Genomic DNA, 25,133 nt, shown 5'->3' on the forward strand with positions numbered 1-25,133 from the left:
TCGAAAAAGCCCCTGCGGTCGCGATCGATCCGGGGGCTTTTTAGTGGGCCATGGGTGTGCGTTCAGTGCCTCTTGAATAGCGCGAATCCTTCGCCATACATCCTCGACGGCTCAAGAAATCCTGCCACGTGTCGATCCAGTGACACCAGCGCCCCTGAACTGGACATGGACGGCCTGGACAAGAAAAGACCAATCGACACGATTCGGTCATTCTGCCCTACTGCCAGGAGCCTCGCATGCCCAGCCCCCGTACCCACATCGCCTCCCAGCTTGGCGTCGCCCTCGCCGTCGTGCTGGCCGTCGTGATCACTGGCAGCACCCTGTTCGCCTTGCATGCCTTGAACGACGCCAACCTCGAGACCCGCCAGGAGCACCTGCTCAGCGAAGCACGCCTGCTGGCCGATCAGCTCGACACCTTCCACGGCTCGCTCAAGGACAATACCCAACGCCTGAGTGGCCTGTTCGAGCGGCGCTTCGCCACGGGGCTGACCTTGCAGGGCAACGAAACGGTAGTGGTGGCCGGAGAAGCCACGCCGGCGCTCTACCTGAACGCTCGCCTGGTGAACAACGACACCCAGCAGGTCGATGACTTCAAGGACATGACGGCGGGTGTGGCCACGGTGTTCGTGCGCAGCGGCGATGACTTCGTGCGCATCAGCACGTCGCTGACCAAGCAGGACGGGAGCCGCGCTCTGGGCACTCGACTGGACCGTCAGCACCCTGCCTACGCACGCTTGCTGTCAGGCCAGGCCTACGTCGGCCGTGCCATGCTGTTCGAGCGCAACTACATGACCCGTTATGTTCCCGTGCGCGATGGTAGTGGTCAGGTCATCGCCGCCCTGTTCGTGGGCTTCGATTACACCGATGCGCAGAACACCCAGTTCGCCAACCTCACGCGCTTTCGCATCGGCCAGACCGGCTCCCTGGCCTTGCTCGACGAGCACCATACCTGGCTGGTCGCCCCGGCCGAGGTGAACGACCCAGCAGCGGCCGCACAAGCCTTCGCGGGCACGGACGGCCTGCAGGGGCGCTTCTGGCAGGACGGCGAGCGCACCCTGTTCAGTGTCACCACACCGTTCGCCGAAGGCCCATGGACCGTGGTGGCGAGCATGCCCGAGGCCGAGCTGGAGGAAGTGACCTGGAACGTCGGCCTGCGCCTGGCCATCGGCAGCCTGCTGGCCATGGCGCTCGCCGTCGCCGCCACGCTCTGGCTGCTGCGGCGCAAGCTGCGGCCGCTGGCCGGGTTGGTGACCCAGGCCCAGGCATTGGGCGCGGGCGACCTGAGCGCACGCCTGCCGGTGACCAGTCAGGACGAGATCGGCCAACTGGCCGGCAGCTTCAATCAGATGGCCGACGCCTTGAGCGACATGGTCGAGCACATTCGTCAGGCCTCCGGGCAGGTCAGTGAGCGGGCGCATGCCTTGGCCGGCCTGTCTGCCGCGGCCTGCGACGGCATGGAGCGGCAATCGGGTGAGATCACCAGCATGGCAGGCGCCGTGGAGGAGTTCAGTGCCACGTCGCTGGACATCGCCGACAACATGGCAGGCACCGAGCGCACTGCACGGGACAACGCCCAGCAGACCCGTGTCGGTCGCAATGCCATGGACGACGCTTCGGCTTCGCTCAAGCAGATCGCCGAAGCCCTGGGCGGTACGGCGGCGGCGATGGACACCCTGGGTTCACGCTCCCAGGAAATCGGCGGCATCGTCGGGGTGATCACCGCCATCGCCGAGCAGACCAACCTGCTGGCGCTCAATGCCGCCATCGAGGCCGCACGTGCCGGCGAGCAGGGACGCGGCTTCGCGGTGGTGGCCGATGAGGTCCGCAGCCTGGCCGGACGCACGCGTCAGGCGACCGACGAGATCTCGGGCATGATCGCCAGCATCCAGCAGCAGACCGAGCAGGCGATCGGCACCTTGGCGCAGGGCAACCAGCTGATGCACGAAGGTCTGACCCGCAATGATCAGGTCGCCCAGGCCCTGGCCCGGATCGACGAGCAGAGCCGTGCGGCGGGGGAGCAGTTCGCGCTGATCACTACCGCCACCCAAGAGCAGAGCAGCACGGCGACCGTGCTCAGTCGCAACTTGCAGAGCATCGCCCAGGCCAATGGGCAACAGCACGAGGTGGCCAACGACCTGGCCACGACGGCCAAGGAGCTCGAGGGGCTGGCTGCGCAGTTGCGTCGGGAAGTGGACCGGTTCAGGGTCAACGCCTGATCCCTCTGCAGCACAGGGCGCCACACGTGGCGCCCGCCGCAGCCTCAATGGCTCATCAATTCCTTGACCCGCATGGCCAGGGCATCCACCGCGAACGGCTTGGTCAGCACCTGCATGCCCGGCCCCAGGTAGCTATCGTCGAGCGCAGCGCTTTCGGCATAGCCGGTGATGAACAGCGTGCGCATGCCGGGCCGCAGTTCGCGCCCGGCATCGGCCAGCTGCCGACCGTTCATGCCGCCGGGCAGCCCGACGTCGGTGACCAGCAGGTCGATGTGCAGGTCCGAGCGCAGCAGTTGCAAGCCTGACAGGCTGTCACCGGCTTCGAGCACGGTGTATCCCAGATCGCCCAGCACATCGGTGAGCAGCATGCGCACGGTCGGCTCGTCGTCCACCACCAGGATGGTCTCGCCCGATTCGGTGGAGGCCGAGGGGAAGTCGCCTTCCTGGTCTTCGTCACGCACCACGTCGCCCACGTGCCGCGGCAGGTAGACCGAGACCGTGGTCCCCTGCCCGACGATGGAATGAATGCGCACCTGCCCACCGGACTGCTTGGCGAAGCCGTAGATCATCGACAGCCCCAGGCCGGTCCCCTGCCCCAGTGGCTTGGTGGTGAAGAACGGGTCGAACGCCTTGGCGATGACATCCTCGCTCATGCCCGTGCCGGTGTCGGCGACCGACAGACACAGGTAGTGCCCGCTGGCCAGTTCGAGGGCCATGGCCAGTTCGTCGCCGATGCGCCGGTTGCTGGTCTCGATGATGATGCGCCCGCCCTCGGGCATGGCGTCGCGGGCGTTGATCGCCAGGTTGAGCAGGGCGTTTTCCAGCTGGCTGGCGTCGACCCGGGCAGGCCACAGCCCGGCCGTCGGCACGGTCTCGACCTGGATGCCCGGCCCCACCGAGCGCTGGATCAGCTCGCTCATGCCTGCCACCAGGATGTTCACGTCGGTCGGACGTGGATCGAGGGTCTGCCGCCGAGAGAACGCCAGCAGCCGATGGGTCAGCGAAGCGGCCCGCTTCACCGCGCCCTGGGCCGCGTTCAGGTAACGGTCCACCTCGTTGGCACGGCCTTTGGCGATCCGCGCACCGATCAGCTCCAGGGAGCCGGAAATGCCCGCCAGCAGGTTGTTGAAGTCGTGGGCCAGGCCACCGGTCAACTGCCCGACCGCTTCCATCTTCTGCGACTGACGCAGCTTTTCTTCCGCCTGCATCAACGCCGTGGTGCGTTCGGCGACCCGTTGCTCGAGCGTGTCGTTGAGCGCGCGCAGGGCATTGGTGGCCCGATCGCGCTCGGCCTCGATGACGCGGCGCTCCTGCACGTTGATCAACACGCCTGGGAAGTGCGTGGGGGTGCCATCCTCGGCATGATCGACCCGGCCATTGGCCTCGATCCAGTAGTACTGGCCATCGGCGCGGCGCACGCGGTACTGATGCGCATAGGCACCGCCTCGGGCGATGGCGTCATCGATGGCAGCGGTCAGGCCTTGACGATCGTCGGGGTGCACGGTGGCGATCACCTGCTCCAGGCGCAGCCCGCTGCGGCCCAGGGCCGGGTCGAGGCCGAAGGCGATGGCGAAGGCCTCGTCGACGGTGAAGCAGTCGGTCGGCAGGTGCCAGTGCCAGGTGCCCATGATGGCGCCGGCAGCCAGGGCCAGCTGCACACGCTCGACGTTCTCGCGGGCCAGGGCCTCGCTGACGCGCAGACGCTCCTGGGCGTTGCGCCGCGCGGTGACGTCGTTGAAGACGATGCCGATCTGGCGCTCGGCCGGGTCGCCCACGCGGGTGGCACGCACGTCGAACCAGCGACCGAAGGCTTCGGCATAGTTCTCGAAATTGGCCGGCTCGCCCGTCTTGGCCACATGGCCATAGGTCTCGAACCAGAACGGCTCCAGGTTCGGCGCGAATTCGGTGACCCATTTGCCGCGCAGGTCCACGCCAGACTCGCGGGCGAAGGCCGGATTGGCCTCGATGAAGCGGTAGTCGATCGGCTTGTCGTCGCTGTCGAACTTGACCTGAACGATGGCGAAGGCCGCGTCGATGGTGTCGACGACGGTGCGGAAGCGCTCCTCGCTCTTGCGCAAGGCCATCTGTGCGTGACGCATGCTGGTCAGGTCGAGCATCGCGCCGATCATGCGGATGGCACGCCCCTCCCCGTCGCGGATGACATGACCACGGTCGAGGATCTCGGCATAGGAGCCGTCCTGGCGCCGGAAGCGGTACTCATCGCTCCAGGCACTGCCATGCCCATCGATCACGTCGTGGATCGAGTCGTGGATGCGCTGTCGGTCCTCAGGGTGAATCTGCGAGAGCCACCATTGCCCGGTGGTCTCGATCTGCGCCAGCGGGTGCCCGTAGGCCTGCTCCAGGGCGTCGTTCCAGAGCACATGGTTGCCGACCAGGTCCCAGTCCCAGATGGCGTCGTTGGTCGCCTTGGCGGCCAGCCGGTAGCGCTCGCGGGTCTGCGCCATGGCACGCCCGGCCAGGTGTTCGCGGGTGCGGTCGCGCAGGATCTTCATGAAGCCCAGGTGCGTGCCGGCTTCGTCGAGCAGCGGCATCATCTCGCACGAGCCCCACAGATGGCGATCCCCTTCACCCAGCAGCCAGCGTTCGTCGCTGATGCGCCCCTCGCCCAGCGCTACCTGCATGTCCTGCTCGACCTGGCCCTGGGTACGGTCCTGGGGCGTGAAGATGCGGGCGATGTGCTGCCCACGCATCTGCGTGGCGCTCCAGCCCATCACCTGCTCGGCGCCGGCGTTCCAGTCGGTGATGATGCCGTCGGGGTCGGTGAGGACGATGGCGAAGTCGATGGCGCTGTCGAACACCGCGCGTTGCCGTGCGGCGTCGCGGACACAGGCCATCGGGCCTTTGCGACAGGGGCTGGGCAGGCGCGAGGGGTTCTGCGGGTCGATCCCCGCCTGTTCGAGCACCGCGCGCAGGCGCGTGACTTCGCGCTCGAGCGCTTCACGGGTAAGGTCTTTCAGGGGCTGTCCTCTCTGCACATCAATGTTGCCGCTGGCGAGCCGGCTCACGCTGCGGGCGCCACGTAGCGCACAGTGAGGCTCACCGGGGCGGGCGTCAAGCGTGCAGCGGGCATCGGACCGCGGCTGCGGCGGGAATGCTCACGTGCTCATGCCTGCGTTGTCCCCGTGGCCTGTCCGCTTCTTGGGCGATGCTCAGTCTGCCCCCTATACTCCACCCTTGCACGAACCACTCAGGGAGCATGCCATGGAGTACGACAAAGCACGTATCGACGACGCAGTCCTGGCCCTGCTGGAGACGTTTTCGTTCGACGGGGGCCGCAGTTGGAAAGGCTATGACTGGGGCGTAATGGACCGCCTGCACGAGCGCGGCCTGATCACCCAGCCGGCAGGCAAGCGTAAATCGATCTATCTGACGGAAGAAGGCGAGGCGCTTGGCCGTCAAGTGGCCGAGCGCCTGTTCGGCGTGTCCGAACCCGAATTGGCTCCTGGCGACCCGCACCGGTCGTGAAACCAATACGGGTCGCCCGACTCAGCCTTGCGCTGGCGCAGGCGTCGTCGTTGGTGTAGGCGCTGGCCCGACGGCCTGCGTGCCATCGCTGAGCAAGACCATGCTCTGCGGCGCCGACAAGGCGATGCCCTGCTCGCGCAGGCGCCCCAGAATGGTGAACAGCAAGTCGCTGCGGGTGCCGCCCACCACCCGTGGCCCGGCCACATATCCGCTGACCGCCAGCACCATGCCGGTGTTGGTGATGTCCTTGAACGACACCGACGGCGCTGGCGTGTCGAGGATCGCGTCGTGTTCGGCGTAGGCCGCGAGCAGCAGTTCGCGCACCTGCTGGGCGTCGGTGTCCAGCGGCAGCGTCAGGGTGATGCCGACCACGCCCAGGGCGTTGGCCATGGTCACGTTGCGCACGTTCTGCGAAATGAACTGCGAGTTGGGCACGATCACCGTCGAGCGGTCGGACATCTGGATTTCGGTGGCCCGCACGTTGATGCGCCGGATATCGCCCTCCACGCCGGCCAGGCTGACCCAGTCGCCGACTTTCACGGGCCGCTCGGTCAGCAGGATCAGGCCGGAGATGAAGTTCTGCACGATGGCCTGCAGGCCGAAACCGATCCCCACCGACAGTGCACTGACCACCCAGGTCAGGCTGCTGAGGTTGATGTGCAGGGTCGACATTACCAGCATCGCCAGGAACAGGAAGCCCAGGTAGCCCACCAGGGTCACCAGCGACGCACGCATGCCGGCGTCCATCTCGGTTTCCGGCAGCAGGCGCTCGCCCAGCCAGCGCTTGAGCACGCGGATGGCGAACAGGCCGATGAAGAACATCGCCACCGCGATGAAGATGTCCTCCGGAACCAGGTTCAGGTTACCGAGGATGCGCCCGCCGCTGCCGTCCCATTCGGCCAGGCTCATGAACAGCTCGCCAGGGCTGGTGCCCGACGGCAGGAAGGCGAACATCAGCGCGGTGAACAGCAGCAGGGTCTTGCCGACGCCCATGAGCAGGGTGCTGGCCTGGGCCTGGTGACGCTGCGCCAGGCCCAGGGCCGAGGCCAGGGCCAGCCCCCCGGGATGGCGCGGCGACAGCAGGGTTTCGCACAGGTCGACGAAGACACAGGTCAGCAGGTAGGCGCAGGTGGCCACGACGCTGATCCACAGCAGCTTCGAGGCGAGGAAGTACGCCAGCGCCAGGTAGCCGGTGAGCAGGGCCGCGATGATCAGCACCACCCAGACCGTCAGCACGAACGGCACCAGCCCCGCCAGCCCACTGGGCCGTTGCAGCTGGTTCTGGCGCCGGGCACGGCGGTAACGGACCAGCGCGGCGGCATACAGGGCCGCCACGGCCAGGGCGGTCAGGCCATTGGTGGCTACGGTCAGCGCCAGGCTGGTGCCGATGACGCTGTTGACGCGTTCCTGGGTCAGCAGCAGCATCAACACCAGCGCCAGCACCTGGGGGAACCAGGCCAACGCGCTGGCGACCTGATCAGGGATCGGCGGCAGGCGCCACGACGGGCGCTGCAGCATCAGCATGGCGCGACCCAGGCCCGCGATGAAGGCGGTGAACACCACCAGCGTGAGGATGTGATCGATCAGCGCCGAGGTGTTGGCGCCCAGCGTGGCGCTGTTTTCCAGCCCCCAGCGCACCAGCGAGACCGCGCCACCGATGGTGGTCAGCGTGGCCACGGCCACACTCAGCGCCAGGGCGCTGCGCCGTAGCCGGCCTTCGGGGATCCAGCGCAGCATGGCCGCCGCGAGCAGGCGCTCGAACACGCGTCGCACCAAGGTCCAGACCAGGAGCGCGGCCACCAGGCTGACGATGAACAGCGTGCGATGCTCCGGGCTCCAGGCGCTGGCCAGGGCCTCGGCCGCCTCGCTGCGCAAGGTGCGCAGGCGCGCGAGGTCTTCGTCGGTCGGGCGGATCAGGCTGGACCAGAACGCCGGGCTCAGGGGGCTCGCGGCGCGGCTGCTGACCTGCGAGTTGAACTGGCTACGGCGCAGGTTGACGATCTGCGTCGACAGGTCGGTGGCCGACTGGGCCAGCTGCGTGGCCTGGGTCTGTTCGTCCACCAGCCCCTTGCGCTCGGCGGTGAGCTCGCGGCGCTGGCGTGTCAGGGTGTCGGCCTCGTCGGCCTGCACCGGCCCCAGCACATTGAGCTGATCGTCCAGCCGGGCGATGTCGGTGGTGCGTTGCGCGGCCAGCGCGCTGGCCTGACGCTGCACCTGCAGGCTCGCCTGGCGCAATTGGGCCAGCAGGTCGTCGTTGGCACTGCTCGAGACGCCTTGGCGAATCAGGTCGAGCCGGTCGCTCAACTGGGCCAGGCTGGCGTCTTCGGCCAACACGGGAAGCTCGCCGGGCTGGCGCACCGGTGCCTCGGGGGCCGACCAGGCAGGCAGCGCGACCCACAACAGCAGGGCCAGCAACCCTGCGCAAAAACGGTCAAGGCGTAGGCGCCTCATCGAAGTGTCCTCTCTGTCCATCAGCATTCGAGGGGCGGATTCTACGCTGCTTGTTCGGCTCAGGGAGCCTCGGCTTCACGCTCGAGCAAGGCCCGCTTGCGTTCCAGGCCCCAGCGGTAGCCACTGAGCGCACCGTCGCTGCGCACCACGCGGTGGCAGGGGATGGCCACGGCGAGTCGATTGGCGGCGCAGGCCTTGGCCACGGCGCGCACGGCCTTGGGCGCTCCGATGCTCGTCGCGATGTCGCGGTAGCTGACCCGGGCGCCTACCGGCAGCGCACGCAGCGCCTGCCACACGCGTGCCTGGAACGCCGTGCCGCGGATGTCCAGCGGCAGGTGCAGGCCGAGCGCCGGCTGCTCGACGAAGCCCACCACCTCGGCGACCACGCGCTCGAATGCGGCATCGCCGCCGATCAGCTCGGCCTGGGCGAAACAGTCCTGCACCTGCCGCAGCAAGGTGTCGGCCTCGTCCGCCAGCCAGATGGCGCAGATTCCCCGTTCGCTCTGCGCGACCAGAATCGCGCCCAGGCTGCACTGACCGATGGCGAAGCGCACGGTCGTGCCAGCGCCCTGGCCCTGGACCTGGCGTGGTCGCATGCCCAGGCGCTGCCGAGCCCTCTCATAGACGCGGCTGCTGGAGCCATAACCGGCCTCGTGGATCGCCTCGGTGACCGACCCCTGACGGGCGATGAGCGCCTGCTGCAGACGCCGTGCCCGGCACGCGTCGGCATAGGCTTTCGGCGTCAGCCCGGTGTCGGCCTTGAAGCGTCGCTGCACGTGCCCGGCACTCAGGCCGAACCGCTCGCTCAGTGCGTGCAGACCCAGGGGCACCTCATCGGCCTCGAGCAGCCGACACGCGTCCGCGACCCAGCCTGCCGGCGCCTGCCTGGGCCAGCAGCGCTGGCAGGCTCGGTAACCGGCCTGGACGGCGGCGCCGGGATCGTCGAAGAACACCACGTTGTCGCGCCTGGGCGCACGGGCCGCGCAACCGGGCAGGCAGTAGATGCCCGTGCTGAGCACCGCATAGACGAACTGCCCGGCCGCGGCCTGGTCACGGGTGACGACCGCCTGCCAGCGTTGGTTGTCGGTGGCGTAGGCTGGGAGCGATGGCATGCTGGGCACCTCGAGGCAGTGAGGGTGACAGTCTGGCAGGCCCTGACGGGGTGGACACTCCGATTCTGACGCAGCAATCCGAAAGAAACGCGCGCATATGCGATCAGCTAATCAGGCCCGCCACAGGTACCATGCCGCGATGGTGCGGTAAGGACGCCAGGCCTGACCCAGCGCGCGCATCTGCGCAGGGGTCGGCGCCTTGTCCAGCCCTTTGAGACGGCGGTAGCCCTCGCGCACGCCATAGTCGTCCACCGGCAGCACATCCAGACGCCCCAGCCCGTAGATCAGCAGCATCTCGACCGTCCAGCGGCCGATGCCTGGCAGCGTGACCAGGCGTGCGACCAAGGCATCGTCGGTCAAGGCCTGGGCCTGTTGCTGGGTCGGCACCTGCCCCGTCAACCGCGCCTCGGCGAGCGCGTGCAGCGTCGCCAGCTTGCGCGCCGAAAAGCCACAGGCACGCAGGCGCTGCGGGTCGGTCGCGAGCAAGGCCTCTGCACTGGGGAAGGCGACGTCGGGAAACAGCGCCAGCAATCGACCGAGAATCGCTTCGGCGGCACGCGCATGCAGCTGCTGGTAGGCCACCGACCTGACCAAGGCCTCGAAGGGCTCACGGTGCACGGTCGCCCGATGCCGGCAGGGGCCAATGGCGGCAATTTGGCGAGCCCAGTCGGCATCCTGCGCGGCCAGGTGCAGGCTGGCCTGGCGATAGGTATCGTCCACGTCCGGCGCCAGGTCGTGGCCTTGCTCAGGCATCGCTGCCCTCCCCGGCATCGCTCATCGCGCCCGAGCGCTTGTCGGCACGCCAGTAGGCCGGCAGCGCTGCGCACACGAACAGGCCGGCCATCGCGGCCAGGGCCATGGGCAGGCCATGGGGCGCCCTGTCCATGGCCATGCCACTGACCAGCGGGCCGATCAGGCTGCCGACGCCCCAGAGCAGTCCGACACTGGCATTGGCGGTCACCAGGTCGCGCCCCTTGAAGCGCTGCCCGATCAGCACCAGGGCCAGGGTATAGATCCCCCCCGCCACCGCCCCCAGCAGCATCAGCAGCGGCCAGAGCAGCGCGGGGGTGAGCATCAGCCAGGGCAAGCCAATGCCGATCGCCAGCACGATCAGGCCACAGGCCAGGTGCAGGCCCGTGCGCTCCACCCGATCGGCCAGCCAGCCCAATGGCAACTGGAACAGCATGTCACCGGCGAACACCACGGTCACCATCAGGGCGGCCACGCCGACCGCGAAGCCCAGGCCGGTGGCATACACCGGCAGCAGCGACAGCACCACGGCGTCGAAGAACGAGAAGAACAGCACACCGAGGCACAAGGCAGGCGCCACCCGCAGGAAACCGCCCAAGGTGAAGGTTTTGGTGTCGTCGCCTTCATGACGCACCCGGTCGTTCGGCACGGTGAAGACGATGCACACCAGCGCCAGCAGATAGGCCAGCGAGACGATCGCGATCAGCCAGGGGCCGTGGGCGCCGAGCAGTGCCAGCAAGGCCGGGCCGAGCACCTGGAAGCCGGTGAAGCTGGTCGCGTACAGCGCCATGATCTTGCCGCGGTTGCGTTCCGGGCTCAGCTCATTGACCCACGACTCGCCCAGGATGATGGCGATGCCCATGCCGAGCCCGAGCGCCAGGCGCAACGCCGCCAGCCAGGCGATCGACGCGAAGCCCCACTCCAGCAGTGCGATGCTCGCCGCGCAGAGGCTGAAGCAGCCCAGATAGATGACGCGCCGGGTCAGGTAGCGGCAGCAGGCATCGACCAGAAAGGCCGACAGCATCATGCCCGCCGCCGGGATCGCCGACACGATGCCGATCTGCAGGGTACTGGCACCGGCATCGAGCAGGCGCAGCGAGACCAGCGGCAAGCTGGCGCCCAGGCTGAACCCGACGACCGAGACGGCGAACAGCAGGCCCGCCAGCAAACGTGTGTCCATCTCCACTCCTGACGATCGCGGCTGGGGCATCGGCGCCCGCCCGATCCTGATCCTTGGAAGGCGAACGACCGTAAGCCAGTCCTCCGCCGGGGTCAATCGCCGCTCAGCGCTTGCCCGTGGAGGGCAGGAACACCGCCAGCACCCCGAACAATGGCAGGAACGAACACAGGCCATAGACGTACTCGATGCCGCGCAGGTCGGCCAGGTAGCCCAGCAGCGCAGCGCCGATCCCGCCGAAGCCGAACATCAGGCCGAAGAAGATCCCGGCGACCATGCCGACGTTGCCTGGTACCAGCTCCTGGGCATAGACCACGATCGCCGAGAAGGCCGAGGCGAGGATGAACCCGATGATCAGGCTGAGCACGGTGGTCCAGAACAGGTCCGCGTAAGGCAGGGCCAGGGTGAAGGGCGCCACGCCGAGGATCGAGAACCAGATCACCGCCTTGCGCCCGATCCGGTCACCGATCGGCCCGCCAAAGAAGGTGCCGGCCGCCACGGCGCCGAGAAACAGGAACAGGTGCAGTTGCGAGCTGGCCACCGTCACGCCGAACTTCTCGATCAGGTAGAAGGTGTAGTAGCTGGTCAGGCTGGCCATGTAGAAGTACTTGGAGAACACCAGCAGCCCGAGCACGCCCAGGGCGAGCATGACCCGCTGGCGCGACAGGCCGTGGCTGGCCTGCTGGCCCTGACGGGCCCTGAACTGGTTGAGGTGGTCCTTGTACCAGCGACGCAGCAGCAGGGTCACGCCGAAGAAGAACAGCCCGGCCAGGCCGAACCAGGCCACGTGCGTCTGCCCGAATGGAATCACGATGGCGGCGGCCAGCAAGGGGCCGAACGCCGAGCCTGCGTTGCCGCCGACCTGGAAGCTGGACTGCGCCAGGCCAAAGCGCCCACCGGAGGCCAGCCGGGCGATGCGCGAGGTTTCCGGGTGGAAGGTCGACGAGCCGATGCCCACCAGCGCCGAGGCCAGCAGGATCATCGGGAAGCTGCCGACGAAGGCCAGCATGACGATGCCGACCAGGGTGCACAGCGTGCCCAGGGGCAGCAGGTTCGGATTGGGCCGTCGGTCGGTGTAGAAACCGACCCACGGCTGCAGCAGCGAGGCGGTGATCTGGAAGGTCAGGGTGATCAGGCCGATCTGGGCGAAGCTCAGGTCGTAGCTGGCCTTGAGCATCGGGTAGATCGACGGCAGTACCGACTGGATGAGGTCGTTGATCAGGTGCGCCAGGGCACAGAAGGTGATGATGCGCATCACCAGCGGCTGGGCAGGATTCGCCGTACCGGTGCTGGCGGTGGAGGTGCTGCTGGTGGCCATTGGCGTGGATTCCCGGCGCAGGTGTGGAAGCGGATTATCGGGAATCGAGCGCAGGCATCGCCACTGTTTTATCGCGTGCGCGGCATCTGGGCGGCGGCGCGTGTCCCCTCTAAGGGGTGCCCGGCCCCGTGCTATTCGTCGGACAGCACCGGCCAGGGCCGCTAAGCGTTTGAAAGCGTGCAAATTTTTTTGTGCGTGAGTGTTGACACCGACAGCGCACGAGGGAATAATGCGCGCCATTGGCTACATAGCTCAGTTGGTTAGAGCATAGCATTCATAATGCTGGGGTCCGGGGTTCAAGTCCCTGTGTAGCCACCAAATCCGAAAAGGGCTTACCGCAAGGTAGGCCCTTTTCTTTTGCCTAGAAAAGCCGCGTGGCTCAAGCTCACACGACGACTTCTACGCCAGTTGGCGCGCCTGACCTTGAGTGCGCCGATTCCCGAAGACACCGCGACCATGAGGTTCTGGCATCTGCTGGAGAAGCATCAGCCTGCGGCCGGAATTCTGCAGGTCATCAGCGGCTACTTGCAAGACAAGGACCGGTCGCTGCGCCAAGATACCTTCGTCGACGCCACCATCATCCATCCGCGGAGTTCGAACAAGTAGGGCAAGCGCGATCCTGAATGCACCACGTTCACGATACTGCCGCCAACGTCGCAGACGTTACCCAGGTGGTCAAACGGCTGCACGGCGAGGAGAACGCGGTGTACGCTGACGCCGGTTACATCGAGGTTGAGAAGCGAGAGGAGCACTCTTGATCAACGTGTGGTGACGCGCGCGCTCCAATGCAGTACGCACGACCTCCCCTTAATAGAAAAGCCGGGTATCACTGTCAGTCTTCATGGTGGATACCCTCCTTGGTTTGGACGCGCATTCGACATCCAAAAACTGGCATAAATGCCAAGCCGCATGGATGGCACTTTATGTCACTGATGGGTGGCTGCCGTGGCTTGCCGTGGGACGATGAGCTGTCACCGCCGTCGTCACTGGCCCTCTTGTCCTTTCCACTGAAAGACGCCTTGCCGCACTATGCGCGCGGCCGCTCAACCGGGCGGTCGTCGACAAGGAATCGAGCATGACAAGAACCGCCTTACCGGGCCTCGCTGCCCTCGCCTTCTGCAACCTGACCCTGGCCGACGCGAACATCGACCTGGGTGACGCCCAACGCGCCACCCGCCTGTTCGCCTTCCCCAACAACTGCCATGTGATCTGCTACCGCACCTGGACGCTGGAACAGACCGTCGAGCACTACCTGACCCAGAGCGTGCGTCGCGATGGCTATGCCAACGCGCAGGTGCAGGTCCGCCGGGACCACGACCGGCTCCACGCGGCCATCAGTGAGGTCCCCGCCAGTTATGCCGAGCCACTGCGCAGGCTGCTCGACAGCGGCGAACTGGCCTATGAGGGCGCCACCCGGTTGAACAAGGATGGCAAATGGTCGTACGACTGGTACCTGTTCCTGCCGCTGGGCATGGCCTTGCAGCATCGCCGCAGCATCGAACTGCTGCACTTCCCGCCCGACTATTCGCTGACCCAGGCCCAGGACTACCTGCGCTCCAGCACCACCGACCGCTGGGCCGAGCTGTTGACCTTCAATGGCGTGGAGGCCAGCCAGACACCGGCGTACCAGACCATCATCGACATCGCCCCGATCGCGGCACCCGCCAGCGCAGGCGCTGCCCTGGCGGACACCTACGGCTACTTCAAGGACTATCAGGTACGCATGGTCCGCGAGATGACTCTGCAGAGCTCGGCCAGTCCGTTGCCGATGGTTGCCTTCGGCGCTCCCGTGCATGCCTGGATCGAGCAGCAGTACGGGCCCAAAGTCGGTGTCCTGGACCTGGTCAGCATCAGCCCGCAACCGGGCGCGCAGGTGCCGGTGCTGGGCGCCAACCACCCCAGTGCGATCTGGTATGCGGCCAACAAGAACAGCCATGGCGGCGATCAGGACGCAGCCGATGCAGCGGGCTTGAAGATGATGGGGCAGGACCTGACGGCGGCCTGCTGGCAGGCGGGCATGGGACGCGAGCCACAGGCCGACGCCAGGCAGGCGCTGGAGGCCTGCTCGACCCAGTGGCAGGTGACGCAGAGAAAGCGAACGTGCGAGCTGTTCTTCCAGACGGTGCGCACGTACACGCCCGCGCAGGCGGCGGCGAAGTGCAACACCGGCGAGATGACCCGCCGCCTGCGGGACCTGCGCAAGCCGGTCGACGGCGCGCCCCAGGCGTTGTGACGCGTCTGCCGGCCTCTCGGCGCACGCCTGCCGCCAGGCCGGCCCGAAAGAAGCCTGAGGGGCTGCCGGCCAGAGCCTGGTCCTGGCCGGCACGCATCACCCGCTCGTGCCTGCCTCTACCGGCCGCAACCGGTACTGCGCAGGCACTTGCTCGAGCTTCTCGATGGTGGTGTCCAGGCTCTTCCAGCGGCCATCCTTGATGCCATAGATGCACCCGTGGATCGACAGGGGCTGGCCGCGGTGCCAGGCGTTCTGGACGATGCTGGTGTGCGCCACGTTGGCCACCTGTCGGATCACGTTCAACTCGCACAGGCGGTCGACGCGAGCCTCCTCGCCGTCGAGCGCCGCCAGCTCGCCACGCTTCTCGTAGTACAGGTCGCGAATCGAGCGCAGCCAGCCATCGATCAGGCCGAACTGGCGATCCTGCATCGCCGCGCGCACGCCCCCGCACCCGTAGTGCCCGGTCACCAGGATGTGCCGGACCTTGAGCACGTCCACCGCGTACTGGATCACCGACAGGCAATTGAGATCGGTGTGCAGCACCACGTTGGCCACGTTGCGGTGCACGAAGAGGTCGCCCGGCAGCATGCCGACGATCTCGTTGGCCGGCACCCGGGCGTCGGAGCAGCCGATCCAGAGAAACTCCGGCGCCTGCTGGCGCGCCAGCTTGGCGAAGAACTCGGGGTCACGCGCGTTGATCGCGTCGGCCCAGCGAGCGTTGTTGTCGATCAGTTCCTGCAAGTCATGCATGGTCGTGCCTCGTCAATGCATCAGGTCATCGGGTCAGGCGTCGAACAGGGTGCAGGCCATCACCAGTGCATCCTCGCGACCACCGGGCGCGGGGTAATAGTCGCGTCGGCGACCGATCTCGTTGAAGCCATAACGTTCGTACAGGCGGTAGGCCGACTGGTTGCTGGCCCGCACTTCGAGAAAGCATTCCCGCCCGTTCAGTGCCCAGGCCCGTGCCATCAGGTGTTCGAGCAGGCGCAGGCCGAGCCCACGCCCCTGGTTCTCGGGTTTGACGGTGATGTTCAGCAGGTGCGCCTCGTCGATGATCACGTTGATCACCCCATGCCCGACCTGTTGCTGGCCGTCGAACATCAACCAGACTTCGTACGACTTGAGCGCATCCTGGAAGATACCGCGGGTCCAGGGATGGCTGAAGGCGGCATATTCGATCTTCAACACGGCATCCAGATCCGCCTCGGTCATCGGGCGGAAACTGATCGATTCACTCATTCGAGGCTTTCCAGCGCGCCATCAGCTGGCGCATGGCTTTCCAGACGTCCGCCTTGCGCTGCGGCTCGTCCATCAACACTTCAAGACCCGGCAACGCCCAGGCATCGCCCAGGCCGTCGATCGGCACTTCACGGTAATACGCCTGCTCGTCGGCCTGCCCGGCGAAACGGATCGCGGGCAGGCCGATCAGCCACAGGCAGGCACAGGGCGACTCTTCGAGGCGCGCCTGGATGAACCCCTGGACGAAGTCCTGCGCCGCCTCGGGCCCCTGGTCGAGGTTACCGCGCATCAGCAGTGGCCAGCGGACCGGCTCGCCGATGATCTGCGGGGCGTCCGACAAACCGGCGGCGCGCAACAGGTCCTTGAGCAGCAGGTAGGACGGATCGCGACTCTGGAACGGCTGACCGGTGGCCAGCTCCACCAGCAGCAGGCAACGGCCTGCGCGCAGCAGTTGCAGGGCAAAGCGCGGTGGCGGCGCCTGCACCGGGCGGGGCGCAGGGCTGGGCGCTTCGGCGGGCGTTGACGGCGCAGGCTTGGCGAGCGCGGCAGGACGCGGGACCTCGATCTTCGGCCGCTCGCCACCACGGGCCTGTGGCGTGGCCACTGGACGCGGCGCAGGCGCCACCACGGCGACGGGTTCGACGCTCGGCGCATCGGGCGCGCTCGGCAGCGCCACCGGCAGCAGCAGCGCGGGCCGTGACGGCGCCGCGAACGGCAGTTCGGCGCGCGGCAGCCAGTGCACCACCTGCATGGCGTTCAAATAAGCGCGGCGGCGAGACTCGGTCAGCACGGCACGGGTCATCCAGGGTCAGAAAACGGTCGGCCATTCTACCGCCGTTGCCACGCGTGTGCCGCACTGGATCGATGGGAAACCCGCCGTAACGACCAGGGGGTGAAACCCTGCCCCTCCGATACAGTACAATCGGCGCTTTTTGACCTGGCAGCGAGCCCGACCGTCGATGATCGAACCCAAGCGCGTCCTGCGCGCCCTCGCCGAGCACTGGGCCTTGCTCGAACCGCTGTGCGCACGTTTCGACCAGGGCACCCTGAGCCTGGTGGAACTGCGCCAGCACCTGGCCCGTCAGTCAGGCGACACGACGCCGCAAGACATCACCCACCTGCTGGACGTGTGGATCCGCCTGGACATCCTGATGCCCGTGGCGAAAAGCCCCAACCGTTTCGAGCTGAATGCGCAGATCCATGACTTTCTGGCCTACCTGCGCCGCGAGCATCGGCTTGGCCTGTGCCTGGAGATCGAGGCCTACCTGCGTCACCTCGAACGCCTGGCCGGGCACATCCAGGATGCCTTCGAGACCCGCGACCGCGACGACCTGGCCCGGCAACTGCGCCTGCTCGACATGCGCGTGCGCGACGTGCTGAAGAAGCTCGACAACGACGAGCAGGCACTGGTGGCGGTGGCCGAGCGCGCCAAGACCCGTGACCGGCAGATCCCGTTGCGCCAGCGCTACGCCGAGGTGCTGGCGACCTGGGACGAATACGTCGAGCCGATGATCCAGCTGGTCAACGCCGACGGCGCCTTCGAGCAAGGCGTGCGCAAGGTCGAGGCCGTGCTGCTGCACTTGCTGAGCGAGCAGGCGCGCCTGGGCCACCTGATCGACGACGACCGTCTGCTGCGCACCCACGCGCGGATCCTGGAGATGCAGACCAGCGCGCAGCTGACCCTGCGTCACGCCCGCGAACTGCTGCTGCCCCTGCGCGAAGAGGCCCGCCGGCACAACACCGTGACCCGTGGCGCGGCGCTGGCCCTGGCGGTGATCCGGCGCAAGGGGCTCGACGCCCTGCCCCACGCTGCCGTGCCGCTGTTCACACGACCGCAGAGCACCTTTCTTGGCAGCGCCAGCCAGGTCGAGGCCTACGTCTATGCCCTGGCGCGCTTCGAGCCCAAGCCGGCGCGCTTCCCCAAGGCACACAAGACCGACAAGAACACCCCCGCCCAGGCACCACGCACGGTCAAGGAAATGCTCGACCGCTGCGAGCAGGCCCTGCCGCTGCCCGACCTGATGGCCTGGCTGCTCGAGCAGGAGCCGGAGGGCGACACCGACGAGTTGCTGTACTGGTTCTCGCGCCTCTCGCGCGAGAAGCGCTTCCAGCGCGAACGGCTCGAGCGCCGCGACTACGTCACCCATGAACACAAGGTCAGCCTGCGCTCGTTCGCCCTGACCTCCCGTCGCGCGCCTTCGCCCGACGCCACGCCAGGCCCTGCCCATGCATCTTGATCTTTCCGAACTGTCCCAGCTCGCGCCTCTGTTCCGCGAGCTGTACAAGGGTTTTCACATCAGCCGCCGCGACCCGGAACTGTACGCTCAGCTGTCGACGTTCCAGGACGCCTACCGGGCCTTGTTCAAGGCGCTGGGCTTCGAGCTGGTCTGCGATACCCGTGGCTTCTACTACTTCGTCCCGGAACAGGCCGCCGCCCACGTCAACAAGACGGCTCAGCGCCTGTCGCTGATGACCTTCATCCTGGTCGAACACCTGGCCGACCAGGGCCGTGACCCCCTCGCCGTGCTCGACGGCGGCAGCCTGGGCCGCGACGAACTGCCCGCACTGCTGGACAAGTACCGCGACCTGTTCATCCAGGCCGAGGTGCAGAGCGTCGAGGACCTGGAAGAGAAGATCCTGCGACGCATGACCCAACTGGGCTTTGCCCACGAGGAAGGCGGGCTGTACCGCTTCCTGCCGCCGATGCATCGCTTTCTCGACGTCTGCCTGTCGGTCCAGCAGGACCGCGACCTGGCGGCCACGCTGCACAGCGACCTGCCGCTGCCGACCCCGGTACTGGCCGAAGACGACGGACTGACCGGCCTCGATGCGCTGGATGACAGTGAAGACGAGGCCCTGGCCCGCGCCATCGCCGAAGAACAGCAGGAGACCTGCCCATGAGCCAGGACCGCTACGGGATCCGCCGCTTCGCCCTGCTCAACACGGCCGGTTACAGCCTGGGCGTGTTCCCGCTGGAAGAGCCGCTGTCGGTGTACGGCGCCAACAACCTGGGCAAGTCGGCGTCGATCAACGCGCTGCAGTTCCCGATCCTGGCACGCATGTCCGACATGAGCTTCGGCAAGTACAGCCTGGAGCAGTCGCGCCGCTTCTACTTCGCCAGCGACACCAGCTACATCCTCTGCGAGCTCAACCTGCCCCACGGCCCCCATGTGATCGGCGTGGTCGGGCGTGGGCCGGGCGGTGGTTTCGGTCACCAGTTCTTCGCCTACGCCGGCGAACTGGACCTGGCTCACTACCAGCGCGACGACACCTGCCTGCGGCAGAAGGAGCTGTTCGCCAACCTCGACCGCCATGGCCTGAAGGCTTACGAGCTCAAGCCCGACGAGCTGCGCCGCCTGCTGGTCGGCGGGCATACCTCGGTCCCGCTCGACCTGACGCTGATCCCGCTGCGCTCGACCAGCGAGCACAGCCTCAAGACCTTCCGCGCCCTGTTCATCAACCTGCTGCACATGCGCGAGATCACCGCCGCCAAGCTCAAGCAGCTGTTCCTGGATGCGTTCGAGCACAGCCTGCGCTCGGGCAGCATCGACTACATCGCTGCCTGCGAAGAAGCGTTCCGCGACGTGCGGCGCATGGAGCAGGACTACAACGCCCTGGTCATCGCCGGGCCACTGGTCGAGTCGCTGGCCAACGGCGTGGCCCAGCGCGATGTGCTGCGCGGCAAGCTGCACCGGCTCTCGCCCCTGCTCGACCACCTGCTCGGCACCTGGCAGGACTACGCCGCCGCGCGCAAGGAAGAGCTGGTCATCCAGGCCGAGCATTACCAGCAAGAACAGGACAACCTGCAGAACACCCAACGTAACAGCACCCAGGAGCTGATGCGCCTGGAACGCGAACTGACCGGTGTGCAGCGCTGGCTGGGCGAGCTGTCGGCGCTCAAGCACCGGTTCGCGCTGGTGGACGACGTCAGGGGGCTGGAGCAGCAACTGCTGGTCGCCAAGGATGCCCACGACGAATTGGCCGGCGCCCTGGCGCAGTCCCGTCAGTTCAGCGCCGAGGACCTCGATCAGCGGGTGCAGGATGTGCAGGCGCGGCTCAAGTCGGTCCGCCAGCAGCTCGATCATGCCGACAACAACAGCTACGCCCGCCTGCGCGAGGCATTTTCCCAGCAGGACCTGGAGCGGCTGATGCGCCTGTTCAACGGCGCCCTCTTCAGCCTGCCCCTGGGCCAGGCGGGCCTGGCGCTGGACGACGACGAGCAGTGGGTCAAGACCCTCGAAGGCGTGCTCGAAGGTTTCAACGGCGAACGCTTCGAGGCACCCGGCCTGTCGATCGACCTGTCGCACGTCGACCCGCCAGCGCTGCGTGCACTGGTCGACCGCGCCGCCTTGCGTGAGCAGAAGGACCGCCTGGAGAAAGAGCTGCGCCAATTGCAGACCCAGCAGGCGGTCAGCGCCGACCGGACCGCCAGCAAGACCCAGACCGACGCCTTGTACCAAGCGGTGCTGGATGCACAGAAGGCCCTGGAAGACTATCGCCGCGCCCAGACCCTGGGCGCCGAGGAAGCCCAGAAGCTGGAGCACCTGGCCCAGCTCGAGGCGGCACAGGACGAGCTCAAGCGCTCCAGCGATGCCTTCACCGAGCGCGTGCAGCAGTTGTCGACCAAGCTGCAACTGGTCGGCCGGCAGTTGGCCGACCTCGAGGCGCGTCAGCGGACCCTCGACGATGCCCTGCGCCGTCGCCAGCTGCTGCCAGCCGACCTGCCGTTCGGCACACCCTACCTGGAGCCGGTGGACGACAGCCTGGACAACCTGCTCCCGCTGCTCAATGACTACCAGGACAGCTGGCAAGGGCTGCAACGGGTCGACAACCAGATCGAGGCGCTGTACGCCCAGGTGCGCCTCAAGGGCGTGGCCAAGTTCGACAGCGAGGACGACATGGAGCGTCGCCTGACCTTGCTGATCAATGCCTATGCCCACCGTGGCGACGAGGCGCTGACCCTGGCCAAGGCCCGCCGCGCGGCGGTCACCGACATCGCGCGGACCTTGCGCAACATCCGCAGCGACTACGACAGCCTCGAGCACCAGCTGGCGCTGTTCAACCGCGAGATCAACAAGCGGCAGGTGTCCAACCTGCAGAGCTTCCGCGTGGTGCTGGCACCGAACAAGGATGCCCTCAGGCACATCGACCAGATCATCCACAGCGCCGGTCAGTACGAGGAAGGCGAGACGCTGTCGGTGTTCGACCTGAGCCATACGGCCGAACAGGACCACAAGAACGAGGAAGCCAAGGAGTACCTGGCGCGCCTGGTCGCCGCCAATCATAACCAGCTGGGGCTCAAGGACCTGTTCGAGCTGGCGTTCGAGATCACCAAGGTCAACGGCCAGCCGGTGATCCACGCCGACATCGACGGCGCGGCCTCCAATGGCACCACCATGACCATCAAGGCGCTGACCAACATGTACCTGTTGCTGCACCTGATGGACCGCGACCTGGCCGGGCGCGTGCGCCTGCCCTACTACCTCGACGAGGCGGCGGACATCGACGAGCGCAACCAGACGGCGCTGCTCGAGACCAGCCAGCAACTGGGCTTCGTGCCGATCCTGGCGAGCGTGAAGCCGCAGGTGTCGGCGCGGGTGGCGATCGACCTGGAAGGCGGTAGCGGGCCGAACGGGATCTACCTCGACGAAGCGGACTGGAAGTACATCAGTCGCCTGGACGTGCAGGTGGGTGAGGCAGAGGACGTGTGGGGCGTCGAAGAGGAGGCGATGCCGGGCTGACAGGACTCAGGGGCCTGAGAAGGCGCCGTTCCTCTTCAGAAGAATCGAGTGGCTGATTCTGTGGGCCCTGACGGGCCCAATCGCGGCACGGGGGCCGCTCCCACAGGGGACCGCGATTGCCTGTGATGCCGTGGTGCAGCTACGGGTGCAGGAGCGGCCCCTGCCGGGGCGCCGGACCGGCCGCGATTGGGCCCACCGGGCCCACATCACACTTGGTGGAAACCATAGAATCTCCCACAGGGGACCGCGATTGCCTGTACTGGTGCGACGGGTGAGCGGCCCCTGCCGGTACATTGGGCCGAGCGCCATCAACCCCGCCAGGACTGTAGAGTCAGCTGCCTCGTCTAGCCCGGCATGCTTACTGCTGTGGCCACGGCACGATCGGGATCGCCGTCACGGCGTTCTGCGGGCTGCCTTCGACGACACGGTCGCTGTACACCAGGTACACCAGGGTGTTGCGCTTCTTGTCGAGGAAGCGCACCACCTGCATGGTCTTGAACACCAGCGAGGTGCGCTGCTTGAAGACTTCGTCGCCATCCTTCAGCTCGCCCTTGAAACGAATCGGCCCGACCTGACGGCAGGCGATGGACGCCTCGGCGCGGTCTTCGGCCAGGCCCAGCCCGCCCTTGACGCCACCGGTCTTGGCCCGCGACAGGTAGCAGGTCACTCCCTCCACCTTGGGGTCGTCGAACGCTTCGACCACGATCCGGTCGTTCGGCCCGACCATCTTGAACACCGTCGAGACCTGGCCGATCTCCTCGGCACCGGCCATCGAGGACACACCGGCCAACAGCACCAGGGCAAACAGGGGTTTCAGCATGATGGCCTCCTCAGACCAGGACCAGGTTGTCGCGGTGCACCAGTTCCGGTTCAGCCGCATAGCCGAGCACGGCCTGGATGGCATCCGACGCCTGCCCGATGATCTTCTGCGCCTCGGCGGCGCTGTAGTTGGCCAGGCCACGGGCGACCTCCTGGCCGTCGGTATCGACGCACACCACCATCTCACCCCGGCGGAAGCTGCCCTGCACGCCCTTCACGCCGACCGGCAGCAGGCTCTTGTTGGCTTGACGCAGGGCCTGCACGGCGCCTGCGTCGAGCACCAGGGTGCCGCGTGTCTGCAAATGCCCCGCGAGCCACTGCTTGCGCGCCGCGAGCATGCCGCGCTCTGGCGACAGCAAGGTGCCCAGGCGTTCGCCGGCCTTGAGACGGTCGAGCACGCGCTCGAGGCGACCGCCGACGATGAGGGTGTGGGCGCCCGAGCGAGCGGCCAGCCGCGCCGCCCGCAGCTTGGTCTGCATGCCACCGCGACCCAGGGCGCCGCCCGTGCTGCCGGCCACGGCATCCAGGCCCGGATCGTCGGCACGGGCTTCGTGGATCAACTGGGCATCGGGGTTGTGACGCGGGTCGGCCGTGTACATGCCATCGCGGTCGGTGAGGATCACCAGCAGGTCGGCCTCGACCAGGTTGGCCACCAGCGCCGCCAGGGTATCGTTGTCGCCGAAGCGGATCTCGTCGGTGACCACGGTGTCGTTCTCGTTGATCACCGGCACCACGCCCAGCTCGACCAACGTGCGCAACGTGCTGCGCGCGTTCAGGTAGCGCTTGCGATCGGACAGGTCGTCATGGGTCAGCAGGATCTGCGCGGTGTGCTTGCCGTGCTCGCCGAAGCTCGACTCCCAGGCCTGTACCAGGCGCATCTGGCCCAGCGCGGCGGCAGCCTGCAGCTCGTTCATCGCGCTCGGTCGCTGGGTCCAGCCCAACTGACTCATGCCCGCGGCCACGGCCCCGGAGGACACCAGGACCAGTTCGACGCCCGCGTCACGCAGGGCGACCATCTGTTCGACCCAGACGGCCATGGCGCCGCGGTCCAGACCTTTGCCATCGGCGGTCAGCAGGGCACTGCCGATCTTCACGACCCAGCGCTGCGCGCCCGTCACCTTGTCTCGCATCTTCTTCCAACCTATGTCGTGTAGATACCAAAACGCCGCGCCTGGGCGTGGTGTCGGAGCGAGGATTCGAACGGCCGGCCATCGCGGGAATGTCCCGCCGGGCCAGCCAACCTCGACCGATCACCACGCACCCAGGCGCGGCGTTCAGTGTACTGCAACCGGTCAGTCGCGCACGTAAATGATTTCCGGGCCGTCCTCGTCGTCCTCGAAGTCATCCCAATCGTCATCGTCACCGATGTCGTGCACGCTCTTCACACCGGTACGGCGCAAGGTGCGGGCATCGTCCAGGGCCTGCAACTGGGCGCGAGCCTCGTCTTCGATGCGCTGATCCAACTCGGCCATTTCTTCGGCGTAGGCCGGGTCATTGGCCAGGCGGTCGGCGCGGTCCTCGAGGTAGCGCATCAGGTCGTGGCTGAGCTGCTCGGTGCCCTGCTTGGCGATGGCCGAGATCACGTAGACCGGCCCCTCCCACTGCAGGCGCTCGACCACTTCCTTGACGCGCTCGTCGCGCTCGTCGTCCATGATCATGTCGGCCTTGTTCAGCACCAGCCAGCGCTCACGCTCGCTCAGCGACGGGCTGAAGCGGGTCAGCTCGTTGACGATGATCTCGGCGGCATCGGCCGGGCTGCTCTCGTCGAGCGGCGCCAGGTCGACCAGGTGCAGCAGCACGCGGGTACGCGCCAGGTGCTTGAGGAAGCGGATACCCAGGCCGGCACCGTCCGAGGCGCCTTCGATCAGGCCGGGAATGTCGGCGATGACGAAGCTCTTCCAACGGTCGACGCTGACCACGCCCAGGTTCGGCACCAGGGTGGTGAACGGGTAGTCGGCGACCTTCGGCTTAGCGGCCGAGACGGACCGGATGAAGGTGCTCTTGCCAGCGTTCGGCAGGCCCAGCAGACCGACGTCGGCCAGCACCTTGAGCTCCATCTTCAGGTCGCGCTGATCGCCTGGCTTGCCCGGCGTGGTCTGGCGCGGCGCACGGTTGGTACTGGACTTGAAACGGGTGTTGCCCAGACCGTGCCAGCCGCCCTGAGCGACCATCAGCTTCTGCCCCGGCGCGATCAGGTCACCGATCACTTCCTGGGTGGTGGCGTCGATCACCGTGGTGCCGACCGGTACGCGCAGGAACAGGTCCTCGCCCTTCTTGCCGGTGCAATCGGTGCTGCCGCCATTGGAGCCGCGCTGGGCCTCGTGGTGACGGGTATAGCGGTAGTCGACCAGGGTGTTGAGGTTTTCGTCGGCGACCATGTAGACCGACCCACCATCACCGCCGTCGCCGCCATTGGGGCCGCCGTTCTCGATGAACTTCTCACGACGGAAGCTCATGCACCCATTACCGCCGTCACCGGCCTTGACCCGAATCGATACTTCGTCAACAAACTTCATAAAAACCGCCTCTCGTCGGTGGACGAGGTGAAATGACTCAAGAACATGAGGCTCTTGCAAAATTGAGCGCGGCGA

General features: G+C 66.9%; 18 protein-coding genes, 1 tRNA gene and 2 pseudogenes. 9 read left to right on the plus strand and 12 right to left on the minus strand.

All coding sequences use genetic code 11. The features are described 5' to 3' along the window. Nucleotides 1-236: 236 nt before the first annotated feature. Together G7Z99_RS20125 and G7Z99_RS20130 are read left to right on the plus strand one after the other, a co-directional pair. A pseudogene (locus G7Z99_RS20125) lies at nt 237-1,352 on the plus strand (Cache 3/Cache 2 fusion domain-containing protein); the annotation flags it as partial. Nucleotides 1,353-1,484: 132 nt separating this feature from the next. Further along, a complete protein-coding gene (locus G7Z99_RS20130; protein WP_375139141.1) occupies nt 1,485-2,216 on the plus strand; it encodes a methyl-accepting chemotaxis protein in 732 nt (243 codons plus the stop codon). Between the two features lie 44 nt (nt 2,217-2,260). Here the strand turns inward: G7Z99_RS20130 and G7Z99_RS07960 are convergent, their stop codons facing one another. Continuing rightward, complete coding sequence (locus G7Z99_RS07960) at nt 2,261-5,140, minus strand: PAS domain-containing hybrid sensor histidine kinase/response regulator (protein ID WP_375139142.1); 2,880 nt, start codon at nt 5,138-5,140, stop codon at nt 2,261-2,263. Nucleotides 5,141-5,438: 298 nt separating this feature from the next. Between G7Z99_RS07960 and G7Z99_RS07965 the strand changes: the two genes are divergently transcribed. Further along, nucleotides 5,439-5,702, plus strand: a complete 264-nt coding sequence (locus G7Z99_RS07965) for a DUF6429 family protein (protein ID WP_181093021.1) — start codon at nt 5,439-5,441, stop codon at nt 5,700-5,702. A gap of 21 nt (nt 5,703-5,723) precedes the next feature. Here G7Z99_RS07965 and G7Z99_RS07970 read toward each other — a convergent pair whose 3' ends face one another. From G7Z99_RS07970 to G7Z99_RS07990, 5 genes are all read right to left on the minus strand, one after another. Further along, nucleotides 5,724-8,153, minus strand: a complete 2,430-nt coding sequence (locus G7Z99_RS07970) for a DUF3772 domain-containing protein (protein WP_181093022.1) — start codon at nt 8,151-8,153, stop codon at nt 5,724-5,726. Nucleotides 8,154-8,212: 59 nt separating this feature from the next. Next, nucleotides 8,213-9,265: a bifunctional DNA-binding transcriptional regulator/O6-methylguanine-DNA methyltransferase Ada gene (ada, locus tag G7Z99_RS07975; RefSeq protein WP_181093023.1), complete on the minus strand. Its 1,053-nt coding sequence runs from the start codon at nt 9,263-9,265 to the stop codon at nt 8,213-8,215. A gap of 111 nt (nt 9,266-9,376) precedes the next feature. Next, a complete protein-coding gene (locus G7Z99_RS07980) occupies nt 9,377-10,018 on the minus strand; it encodes a DNA-3-methyladenine glycosylase family protein (protein WP_181093024.1) in 642 nt (213 codons plus the stop codon). Then, on the minus strand, nt 10,011-11,195 hold the full coding sequence (locus tag G7Z99_RS07985) for an MFS transporter (RefSeq protein ID WP_181093025.1): 1,185 nt from the start codon (nt 11,193-11,195) through the stop codon (nt 10,011-10,013). The genes G7Z99_RS07980 and G7Z99_RS07985 overlap by 8 nt, the downstream gene beginning before the upstream one ends. Nucleotides 11,196-11,298: 103 nt before the next feature. Continuing rightward, on the minus strand, nt 11,299-12,510 hold the full coding sequence (locus G7Z99_RS07990) for an MFS transporter (protein WP_181093026.1): 1,212 nt from the start codon (nt 12,508-12,510) through the stop codon (nt 11,299-11,301). A gap of 241 nt (nt 12,511-12,751) precedes the next feature. Here G7Z99_RS07990 and G7Z99_RS07995 point away from each other — a divergent pair. The 3 genes and pseudogenes from G7Z99_RS07995 (at nt 12,752) to G7Z99_RS08005 (ending at nt 14,743) form a co-directional block, all read left to right on the plus strand. Continuing rightward, nucleotides 12,752-12,828: transfer RNA gene (locus G7Z99_RS07995), tRNA-Met, on the plus strand. Between the two features lie 78 nt (nt 12,829-12,906). Then, a pseudogene (locus tag G7Z99_RS08000) lies at nt 12,907-13,262 on the plus strand (IS5/IS1182 family transposase); the annotation flags it as partial. Nucleotides 13,263-13,585: 323 nt separating this feature from the next. Further along, the gene (locus tag G7Z99_RS08005; RefSeq protein ID WP_181093027.1) at nt 13,586-14,743 is read left to right on the plus strand and encodes a hypothetical protein; all 1,158 of its coding nucleotides are present in this window, start codon (nt 13,586-13,588) and stop codon (nt 14,741-14,743) included. A 96-nt stretch (nt 14,744-14,839) separates the two neighbouring features. On the opposite strand, the gene can is transcribed toward G7Z99_RS08005, so the two are convergent. The 3 genes from can to G7Z99_RS08020 are packed head-to-tail and all read right to left on the minus strand — an operon-like array spanning nt 14,840 to nt 16,772. Continuing rightward, nucleotides 14,840-15,493 carry a carbonate dehydratase gene (gene can / locus G7Z99_RS08010; RefSeq protein ID WP_181093028.1) on the minus strand — a complete coding sequence of 218 codons (654 nt, stop codon included), beginning with the start codon at nt 15,491-15,493 and terminating at the stop codon, nt 14,840-14,842. A gap of 33 nt (nt 15,494-15,526) precedes the next feature. Continuing rightward, nucleotides 15,527-15,982 (minus strand): ribosomal protein S18-alanine N-acetyltransferase, encoded by a 456-nt coding sequence (rimI, locus tag G7Z99_RS08015; RefSeq protein ID WP_181093029.1) that lies wholly within the window; start codon nt 15,980-15,982, stop codon nt 15,527-15,529. Beyond that, nucleotides 15,975-16,772 carry an energy transducer TonB gene (locus G7Z99_RS08020; protein WP_181093030.1) on the minus strand — a complete coding sequence of 266 codons (798 nt, stop codon included), beginning with the start codon at nt 16,770-16,772 and terminating at the stop codon, nt 15,975-15,977. The genes rimI and G7Z99_RS08020 overlap by 8 nt, the downstream gene beginning before the upstream one ends. A 169-nt stretch (nt 16,773-16,941) precedes the next feature. Here G7Z99_RS08020 and mksB point away from each other — a divergent pair, with 169 nt between their 5' ends. From mksB to mksF, 3 genes are read left to right on the plus strand one after another with little or no spacing between them, the layout of a single operon-like run. After that, the gene (mksB, locus tag G7Z99_RS08025) at nt 16,942-18,219 is read left to right on the plus strand and encodes an Mks condensin complex protein MksB (protein ID WP_181093031.1); all 1,278 of its coding nucleotides are present in this window, start codon (nt 16,942-16,944) and stop codon (nt 18,217-18,219) included. Further along, complete coding sequence (gene mksE, locus G7Z99_RS08030; RefSeq protein WP_181093032.1) at nt 18,209-18,883, plus strand: Mks condensin complex protein MksE; 675 nt, start codon at nt 18,209-18,211, stop codon at nt 18,881-18,883. Before mksB ends, mksE begins: the two co-directional genes overlap by 11 nt. Next, nucleotides 18,880-21,723: an Mks condensin complex protein MksF gene (gene mksF, locus G7Z99_RS08035; protein WP_181093033.1), complete on the plus strand. Its 2,844-nt coding sequence runs from the start codon at nt 18,880-18,882 to the stop codon at nt 21,721-21,723. Before mksE ends, mksF begins: the two co-directional genes overlap by 4 nt. Nucleotides 21,724-22,081: 358 nt before the next feature. On the opposite strand, the gene G7Z99_RS08040 is transcribed toward mksF, so the two are convergent. The 3 genes from G7Z99_RS08040 to cgtA all read right to left on the minus strand — a co-directional run bounded on the left by G7Z99_RS08040 (nt 22,082) and on the right by cgtA (nt 25,058). Then, nucleotides 22,082-22,543 (minus strand): CreA family protein, encoded by a 462-nt coding sequence (locus tag G7Z99_RS08040; RefSeq protein WP_181093034.1) that lies wholly within the window; start codon nt 22,541-22,543, stop codon nt 22,082-22,084. A 10-nt stretch (nt 22,544-22,553) separates the two neighbouring features. Further along, nucleotides 22,554-23,672, minus strand: a complete 1,119-nt coding sequence (proB, locus tag G7Z99_RS08045; protein ID WP_181093035.1) for a glutamate 5-kinase — start codon at nt 23,670-23,672, stop codon at nt 22,554-22,556. Between the two features lie 162 nt (nt 23,673-23,834). After that, nucleotides 23,835-25,058, minus strand: coding sequence for an Obg family GTPase CgtA (gene cgtA / locus G7Z99_RS08050; protein ID WP_181093036.1), 1,224 nt, complete (start codon nt 25,056-25,058; stop codon nt 23,835-23,837). Nucleotides 25,059-25,133 lie beyond the last annotated feature (75 nt).

Source organism: Pseudomonas entomophila (assembly GCF_013523165.1).
GTDB lineage: Bacteria > Pseudomonadota > Gammaproteobacteria > Pseudomonadales > Pseudomonadaceae > Aquipseudomonas > Aquipseudomonas entomophila_A.

Excerpts from the sequence above, each read along its gene's own strand:
- G7Z99_RS20130 (WP_375139141.1), top strand. The coding sequence starts at position 1,485 with ATGGCAGGCGCCGTGGAGGAGTTCAGTGCCACGTCGCTGGACATCGCC.
- G7Z99_RS07965 (WP_181093021.1), top strand. The coding sequence starts at position 5,439 with ATGGAGTACGACAAAGCACGTATCGACGACGCAGTCCTGGCCCTGCTG.
- G7Z99_RS07970 (WP_181093022.1), bottom strand. The coding sequence starts at position 8,153 with ATGAGGCGCCTACGCCTTGACCGTTTTTGCGCAGGGTTGCTGGCCCTG.
- ada (WP_181093023.1), bottom strand. The coding sequence starts at position 9,265 with ATGCCATCGCTCCCAGCCTACGCCACCGACAACCAACGCTGGCAGGCG.
- G7Z99_RS07980 (WP_181093024.1), bottom strand. The coding sequence starts at position 10,018 with ATGCCTGAGCAAGGCCACGACCTGGCGCCGGACGTGGACGATACCTAT.
- G7Z99_RS07985 (WP_181093025.1), bottom strand. The coding sequence starts at position 11,195 with ATGGACACACGTTTGCTGGCGGGCCTGCTGTTCGCCGTCTCGGTCGTC.
- G7Z99_RS07990 (WP_181093026.1), bottom strand. The coding sequence starts at position 12,510 with ATGGCCACCAGCAGCACCTCCACCGCCAGCACCGGTACGGCGAATCCT.
- G7Z99_RS08005 (WP_181093027.1), top strand. The coding sequence starts at position 13,586 with ATGACAAGAACCGCCTTACCGGGCCTCGCTGCCCTCGCCTTCTGCAAC.
- can (WP_181093028.1), bottom strand. The coding sequence starts at position 15,493 with ATGCATGACTTGCAGGAACTGATCGACAACAACGCTCGCTGGGCCGAC.
- rimI (WP_181093029.1), bottom strand. The coding sequence starts at position 15,982 with ATGAGTGAATCGATCAGTTTCCGCCCGATGACCGAGGCGGATCTGGAT.
- mksB (WP_181093031.1), top strand. The coding sequence starts at position 16,942 with ATGATCGAACCCAAGCGCGTCCTGCGCGCCCTCGCCGAGCACTGGGCC.
- mksE (WP_181093032.1), top strand. The coding sequence starts at position 18,209 with ATGCATCTTGATCTTTCCGAACTGTCCCAGCTCGCGCCTCTGTTCCGC.
- mksF (WP_181093033.1), top strand. The coding sequence starts at position 18,880 with ATGAGCCAGGACCGCTACGGGATCCGCCGCTTCGCCCTGCTCAACACG.
- G7Z99_RS08040 (WP_181093034.1), bottom strand. The coding sequence starts at position 22,543 with ATGCTGAAACCCCTGTTTGCCCTGGTGCTGTTGGCCGGTGTGTCCTCG.
- proB (WP_181093035.1), bottom strand. The coding sequence starts at position 23,672 with ATGCGAGACAAGGTGACGGGCGCGCAGCGCTGGGTCGTGAAGATCGGC.
- cgtA (WP_181093036.1), bottom strand. The coding sequence starts at position 25,058 with ATGAAGTTTGTTGACGAAGTATCGATTCGGGTCAAGGCCGGTGACGGC.